Raw genomic sequence first — 6,978 nt, forward strand, 5'->3', positions numbered from 1 at the left:
TCACTGCAGTATGAATCACCCTCTTGGGCATCCCAGTGGTTCCAGAAGTGAAGTAATTGATCACTACGTCGTTTCCCATGGTGTCCTCAGCCTCAGCGTTAGTCACCTCACCGTCCTCAAGGGAGTTCCACCCTTGCTTCTTTCCGTCAATGAGGAACTTCTCCACCTTCATCTCGCCTAACGCTTCTTCCACGGTTCTGGCCCTCAATGTGTCTGACACTATAGCCTTAGGTCTCAAGTCGGAGAACCTATACTTCAATTCGTTCACGGTAAGGTTAGTGGCACTGGGTACCAAAACGAATCCTCCTTTCAATGAGGCCATGAATGTAGCCCAATGTAACGGGTGCACCCTGCTCATCAGGTATAACGGGTCTCCCTTCCTCATTCCGGCCTTCCTAAGGTGATTCAGGACCTTGTTGGCCATGAGGGACAACTGGTGATACGTGAGAGTCTCCTCCTCTCCAGTGGACATGTCCCTCCAGTGCAACGCGGTCTTACTGGCTCTATCCTTAAGGTGAATCTGCTCAACTAAGTCTCTAACCCAGTTAAATTTAGTGAGATCTACTTTAACAAGATTCTGGAAGAACTCCTTGATCTTATCCTCCGTGAAACCTCTCTCCTGGAGGGAGATGAACTCCCTAATGAGGCTCTGGAGTTCCATATGTAAATTTACCGAAGAATTACAAAAACTTTCTTGCTCCCCACTCGAGATCGAGTTATCGTTCGTCCCTACACCTCGATTTCATTCCACGTCCAAATCCTCAATTATGTATAGGGACCTAGTGCTCGACCGCCTACCTAACTTTATGACGAATCGCTGCGGAACTCCATGAGCCCGACCGCGAGGGCTCATGTCCCAGATCACCCCCTTTCGGGTGGAAGGTACGTCAATGTAAGATTTCATGATTTATGTAAAATTGTAATGAACGAGCATGAAAGTCTTTTAACGTAAGTGGGAGCCAGCCAATTCTTGAGCCGAAACGTCCTTGACTTACCCGCTACCTTCTGACTAATTGATAAAGGAACAGCAAACCTTAGCCCTTCTAGGGTGGACAAGGTTTAAAGTGAGAAGCCTATCAAGTCAGTGTTTACCCGTGGCGTAACTTACCTTCTTTAATTACTTCTAATTCCACCACGGGCACCCCTCTTAAGGGATCATACAGGGTCACCCTTAACTCATTGGGGCTAGTCGAGGGAAACACCACTACCCTCCCATCCACACTTTTATCACTCCCCAAACCTCGTGAGCAGTGCCCGTCATCAGTTAGGGGGATCATCAATAAAAACTACTTCGGTGATACTATATAAACACAACTTGTCAAAACGATATTTAGGAGTAATTAAAAATAACGAGTAGTTACGTAGAAGCGTTACAGTCTAGTAAGGAGGCCTATTATTATGAATAGTCCCGCTATTATTTCCACATAGCTAAAGATTGTAAGGAACGCTACGTCCAAAGCTCTGTTCTCCAGTGTCATTATAAGGAAAGGTTTGAACGGGCCTGCATGGGGTAAAAAGTTCACAAGTTTCCCACCAACGAAAGAAGAAGAATTGGGGTCTAACTTGCTTGGCTTCAACACAGCTTTTCTTAATCCTCCGTCCAGGAACATCCATCCCACAGCGAACCTGAGAGGTAAGAGATACTCCATTCTCGTCGAGTTCCCCTCGTTGATTTTCTCCTTAGACATGATCTCACATCATGTCGTGACATCATTCCATTATATAAATTTTTAGTTTATAAAGTTTAAACTTAATAAAAGAAAAGGACCTATTAGAATAAAAATCTCTATATTATTTATTTCCAATCAAGTGGACCTGGCTTAAGCAAAATTTAAGAGTTAGAATCACTCTGACCAGCTACGTTCTCTTTCCACCCTGGGTTAATGAAAATCTTCAAGATACGTTAAAGTCCCATAACCTTTGGGTAGGAGATTTCGTGTCCACCCTCAGGGAGGAGGTCAGAATATGAGGAGTGTCAGATGTCGAGTTTGGAAAGGTAAATTGGCGTTGTAGCGCAGTAGGATGTCCCTACGTACGACCTAAAGGTGCTCTAATCCTTATCGTATATAAGATCGACCCAGACCTGAGAGATACTCATCCAGGTATACGCACATCACCCCTTCGTGACATAAAATTAAACTCTTACCCTATTCTACTACCTTTTATGGAAAATCACAATTAGTCTTATATATTTGCATTTTATCTTATAATAAACGATACTTGGGAAACACTTAATAACGAAGTCCTGAAGCATAGATTCAGAAATAGATGCGACCTAAAGGAAGTTCGAAGAAAAGCGACAGGAAGTACTTCCTGGCTATAGGCATTATCCTTGTAATACTCGCCTTTGGGATAGTAGCGTATCAGTCTAGATCATATTCCCAGACCTTGGAGTTCAATGGGATAACGGAGATCAACCAGGCTGTGCCCGTTGGTAACAACGTGATAGCCTTCGCTGGGACTCAGGGGAATGGAAACCTGACCAGGGGAGTAGCAGGTCTCATCTTCTTATCCAACGGTTCTTACACTCTCTTCAATGTGAGTGATTACTTTCTCCACGGAGCCATATACTCCATTTCTTATAATGGGTCAGCCTATCTCCTGGGTGGAACCAGATACGGCGTAGTGGACAACACATCGGTCCTCATCCCCACTCTTGTACTGTACGACAACGGAAGGGTGGTGAACTTGTCTCGCGACATACCTAACTTTTACATACCTGGACAGATCCTAGCTACCTCATGGGCTGACGGCTATTGGTTAGTTGGAGGTACTGCGTTAACAGTAATGGATGGTAGAACCTACCAAGTGCCTTTTCTCCTAAAGGTAAAAAATAATTTGACCGATCTGACCCCATATTTACCCTCCTATTTTCTCTCTCCCATTTCCGTGGGTACCGGTATTTACACCCTTTCATCGAACGGGAGCTACACGCTAGTAGGGGGGTCCCATCTGTTTAACTTCACAATGGCCATTTACAACGGCTCCAAGTTCCTCAATATTACACCTTCTTTGGGGTCCGTTCTCACCTCCGCCCCTATACCTGGAGGATGGATCTTTGGAGGGTTTAATTACTCCCTTAATGACACAGAGATCACGCTGACGTTACTCGGTGTCATTCAAGGTTCACATGTTGACGAATATAAGTTGAAATATCAAGTAGGAGTAATAACTGCAGTTTCGTATTATACTGGAGTTTACGCCGTAGCGTTGAGGATACCGACAGTCAATAATCTCACTGGGGTAGTAAGCGAGGAGGGGATCATCTTGACAGGCCGTTCTCCCTCCTCTTTAGTCACCGTTTATGTTGGCGAGAACGAGAGTATTAATTCCCTCCTGTTCACGGGAAACCACCTGATAGGGGTAGGTTATAAGGCGACACCTGAGGGTAAGGAAGGATTACTAATTATATTAAGTGAGTGATACTAAATACTTTATTCTCGATTTCTGCCGAAAGAACATGATCCCTCACCGTGTAAGCTCTGCCCAAAAGGGAGTGACCCGGAGATGCGACCTGCGTGCCCATCTGCTCGAAGGAGTTCCAACGACTCGCCTTAAGTAGGTAGCTCGGGGCTAACTCCCTAGCTCCATCGTGGTTAAAGATAAAGCTATTGAAACAAAAGCGTGGGGTTGAACGGGAAAACTCCCGTCCTTAAGAGTTCCGGCCAATGTATAATTAATAAAAACATCCCCACTGGCATTGAAGAGGGTCATGATGAGGAAACTAAATTTCTATCAAGCGTTGGCTATAGGCCTTGGAAACATAATTGGAGCGGGCATCTTCGTCATGGCTGGATCGAGCATATCTGCGGCAGGCCCCGGAGCGATCCTAGCCTTCCTCATCACCGCTCTTTACGCGGTGAGTGTGGGGCTAAATAGTGCTGAGCTCTCCTCAATATTCACTGATGTGGAGGGAGGAGTTTACAGCTTCACGCTGAAATCCCTCGGGGAGACTTCGGGATTCCTAGTTGGGTGGTTCAGAGTGATAGCCTACTCCATAGGAGGAGGGGCTACCGCGCTGGGATTCTCCGGATACCTAGTTCAGGTAGGATTGATTCCGCCTCCCCTCTACTACCCTGTCGCTGCCCTTTTGATATTGACGCTCCTCACCATAGACTATCTTGGTCTGAGACTAGCAGCGGAGGTTGAAAGTGGTCTGGTTGTCCTAAGTGTGATGGGACTCACAGTCTTCATAGTCTCCAGTTTCGTCCTAGCGGGAATCAGGCCAAATAACTTCATCCCGCTCCTTCCTCACGGAGTATACGGTTTGTTGACCGCATCCAACATAGCCTTCTTCGCTTATTCGGGATTCAACACCGTGGCTACTCTTACGCCCTCCACCGAAAATGGGGAGAAAGTGATACCTAAGGCCATCGTGGCTTCCCTGATCCTCAGTGCTCTGCTTTACATGGCCGTGGTCACAGCCATGGTAAATGCGGTGATGTGGACCTCCTTCGGCGAGAACTCGGCTCCCCTGGACCTAGTACTTGGCTCTCTTCATTCCCCAAAATACTTGGTTGACTTCGTCACCCTCACTGCATTGTCTGCTACTATCAGTGTGACGCTCTCTACCATAATAGCAGGTGAGAGGACGCTCAGACAGCTGTCAGGGGATTTTAGGTTACCTTTTTCGGGACACCCGCTCATGCTGGTGGGGTCAGTGATGCTCCTCTCCCTGTTCCTCGGAAACGTGGAGGCCATAGCTTTAGCCAGCAACTTCGGCATAGTGTTCTCATACATGTTGACGGGAGTTGAGGTAATGAGAGTGAGGAGGAGGGGCCTGAGGGGAAAGTTCAGGTCTCCTGCATATCCCTGGCTACAGGTAGCCTCAACGGTTCTCTCAGCAATCTTCCTCATCTCTCTGGGGGGAACGTCACTCGCTATAGGGGCCGTGACTCTGTTGGTGGGGCTGGTGATCTATGAGATCCTGCGGGAGGAGAGGAGATAGAACATATTGTTTAAATTTCCTCTTCGCTATAGACATTCATGTATGTTTTCAGCATTGAGCACACGTCCTCAAACATGGTCAGGTCCGTGGGGAGGAAGAGTGCTTACCTTGGTGAACTGGCTAGGTCAGGGATAAGAGTCCCGTGGGGCTTCGTAGTTACAAGGGCCGCGTTCAGGAGATTCATGGAGCTCGTGAGAGGAGAGATAAACGAGATCTTGAGGGGGGTGAACCTAGACGATCCCACCGATGTGAGGAGGAGGTACGAGACGGTTAAGGACCTTATTGCCTCTAAGGAAATGCCCCTAGACATCCACCTGGAGTTGGAGCAGGGTTTGAGAACCATAACTTCGAACTTCGTCGCGGTCAGACCTACCATTACGTCACCCATGTCAGGACCCAGCTTCGCTGGAGAACTGGATACGTACCTGTTCGTGGAGAAGGGGGAAATAGAACATTATATCAAAATGGCTTGGGCCAGCTATTTTAACCCTAGAGCCTTGGCTTACAGACTTGCCTCCGGCAACGTAGCTGAGATAGCCGTACTTGTCCAGGAGATGGTGGAACCTGATTCTGCGGGCACCGCGTTTACAATTCATCCCGTCACTAAGGACCCGAACGTTGTGGTCATAGAGTCCTCCTGGGGATTAGGGCAGGCGGTTACCAAAGGTCTGGTGACTCCTGATACTTTCGTCCTTCCCAAGAGGGACAGGGTAGTCAAGGAGAAGATAATAGGTCATAAACACCTTATGTTAAAATACGACCCGAAAAGCAAATCCGTAGTTGAGGTTCCCCTAGGAGGTAAGGCCATGGAACCCAGCCTCGATAACGTGAAGGCAGTGGAACTGGCCAACCTGGCTATACGTATAGAGGAGCTGTTCGGGAGACACGTCAACTTGGAGTGGGCCCTGAGCTCCAACAAGCTATACATATTGGAAGTTAGGGGAGTCAGGACTACGTGGGAGGACCTCTAGGGTACAGAGCTTCTGCAGACTTGGAGGTGTTTACCCGTGGCGTAACATATCTTCTTTAATTACTTCTAATTCCACCACGGGCACCCCTCTTAAGGGATCACACAGGGTCACCCTCAACTCATTGGGGCTAGTCGAGGGAAACACCGCTACCCTCCCATCCACACTTTTATCACTCCCCAAACCTCGTGGGCAGTGCCCGTCATCAGTTAGGGGGATCATCAATAAAAACTACTTCGGTGATACTACATAAACACAACTTGTCAAAACGATATTTAGACGATTAAAAATAACGAGTAGTTACGTAGAAGCGTTACAGTCTCTGAGCAGTTCGTCTCTGTTTGACCACTCACTCGACCTTCAGAAACCCGTTCTACCCCCTTAGACAGGCCCGGACGTGACTTGATGACGTCTCATGTACAGGGCAATAATTAAACAGCAGTTATGGGATTTTCCCTTAGGTAGCGCTCTGCAATCTAGGTGAAATCCAATAACTGCTGAATTAAACTTAGCCTTTACCACGAGACCTTAAGGCAAAGTCCCACAACCACTGCTGCGTGTTAACCTTTGCTTACCCAAGGAATTTTATCTACGTCTGTGTGCTTGAAGTATGAGATACCTTATTGTAGGACTGGGCTTCATAGCTACTCACATCGCCCTGAGACTCTCACAGTACAAGGACACTTCAAGTGTCACTGTCACCTATAGGTCCCTTAACCCAGTGAAGGAGGAGTACGTGAAGCTGTTGAAGGGGAGGGTAGACGTCGTCAAGGCAGACCCCATGGATGAGCAGTTCAGGAAACTGGTGAGAGACTCAGACACCGTGGTGAACCTAGTTGGGGAGATCTCCGGGAGCGAGGAAACGTTGAGGAGGGCAAACGTGGAGGTGCCGACGGCTCTGGCCAGGATGTCTACTAAGGAGGGGAAGCAATTCATCCACTTCAGCGGAGCTACGTCAACCGGTGCAACGGGAACTAACGTGAGAGTGGAGCAGGAGCACTGTAAGGGCGTCTCGCCCACGACAACGTTTGAGATCACCAAGTGTCAGGGGGAGAGGTCTGT

General features: G+C 47.8%; 7 protein-coding genes and 1 pseudogene. 4 read left to right on the forward strand and 4 right to left on the reverse strand.

Going from position 1 to position 6,978, the window contains the following annotated elements; translation table 11 throughout:
* From METMK1DRAFT_RS07370 to METMK1DRAFT_RS07380, 3 genes and pseudogenes are all read right to left on the reverse strand, one after another.
* The coding region (locus tag METMK1DRAFT_RS07370; RefSeq protein WP_009072388.1) for an AMP-binding protein at window positions 1-661 on the reverse strand (661 nt) is incomplete at its 3' end.
* Window positions 662-1,088: 427 nt separating this feature from the next.
* Window positions 1,089-1,277 carry a hypothetical protein gene (locus tag METMK1DRAFT_RS07375; RefSeq protein ID WP_009072390.1) on the reverse strand — a complete coding sequence of 63 codons (189 nt, stop codon included), beginning with the start codon at window positions 1,275-1,277 and terminating at the stop codon, window positions 1,089-1,091.
* Between the two features lie 96 nt (window positions 1,278-1,373).
* Window positions 1,374-1,688, reverse strand: a pseudogene (locus METMK1DRAFT_RS07380) (TQO small subunit DoxD); the annotation flags it as partial.
* Between the two features lie 580 nt (window positions 1,689-2,268).
* Here METMK1DRAFT_RS07380 and METMK1DRAFT_RS07385 point away from each other — a divergent pair.
* From METMK1DRAFT_RS07385 to METMK1DRAFT_RS07395, 3 genes are all read left to right on the forward strand, one after another.
* Window positions 2,269-3,423 (forward strand): hypothetical protein, encoded by a 1,155-nt coding sequence (locus METMK1DRAFT_RS07385; RefSeq protein WP_009072393.1) that lies wholly within the window; start codon window positions 2,269-2,271, stop codon window positions 3,421-3,423.
* A gap of 289 nt (window positions 3,424-3,712) precedes the next feature.
* Window positions 3,713-4,948, forward strand: a complete 1,236-nt coding sequence (locus METMK1DRAFT_RS07390; protein ID WP_009072394.1) for an APC family permease — start codon at window positions 3,713-3,715, stop codon at window positions 4,946-4,948.
* 38 nt (window positions 4,949-4,986) lie between these two features.
* Window positions 4,987-5,919, forward strand: a complete 933-nt coding sequence (locus METMK1DRAFT_RS07395) for a PEP/pyruvate-binding domain-containing protein (protein WP_009072397.1) — start codon at window positions 4,987-4,989, stop codon at window positions 5,917-5,919.
* A 30-nt stretch (window positions 5,920-5,949) separates the two neighbouring features.
* Here METMK1DRAFT_RS07395 and METMK1DRAFT_RS16375 read toward each other — a convergent pair whose 3' ends face one another.
* Window positions 5,950-6,138, reverse strand: a complete 189-nt coding sequence (locus tag METMK1DRAFT_RS16375) for a hypothetical protein (protein WP_009072399.1) — start codon at window positions 6,136-6,138, stop codon at window positions 5,950-5,952.
* Window positions 6,139-6,526: 388 nt separating this feature from the next.
* Between METMK1DRAFT_RS16375 and METMK1DRAFT_RS07400 the strand changes: the two genes are divergently transcribed.
* Window positions 6,527-6,978 (forward strand): NAD-dependent epimerase/dehydratase family protein (locus METMK1DRAFT_RS07400; protein ID WP_009072401.1); only part of this gene is annotated, 452 nt, incomplete at its 3' end.

It is taken from the genome of Metallosphaera yellowstonensis MK1, assembly GCF_000243315.1.
In the GTDB taxonomy this organism is placed as follows: Archaea; Thermoproteota; Thermoprotei_A; order Sulfolobales; family Sulfolobaceae; genus Metallosphaera; species Metallosphaera yellowstonensis.

What these genes read in the sequence shown, in the direction of transcription:
- METMK1DRAFT_RS07395 (WP_009072397.1), top strand. Translation starts at nt 4,987, where the DNA reads ATGTATGTTTTCAGCATTGAGCACACGTCCTCAAACATGGTCAGGTCC.
- METMK1DRAFT_RS07385 (WP_009072393.1), top strand. Translation starts at nt 2,269, where the DNA reads ATGCGACCTAAAGGAAGTTCGAAGAAAAGCGACAGGAAGTACTTCCTG.
- METMK1DRAFT_RS07375 (WP_009072390.1), bottom strand. Translation starts at nt 1,277, where the DNA reads ATGATCCCCCTAACTGATGACGGGCACTGCTCACGAGGTTTGGGGAGT.
- METMK1DRAFT_RS16375 (WP_009072399.1), bottom strand. Translation starts at nt 6,138, where the DNA reads ATGATCCCCCTAACTGATGACGGGCACTGCCCACGAGGTTTGGGGAGT.
- METMK1DRAFT_RS07390 (WP_009072394.1), top strand. Translation starts at nt 3,713, where the DNA reads ATGATGAGGAAACTAAATTTCTATCAAGCGTTGGCTATAGGCCTTGGA.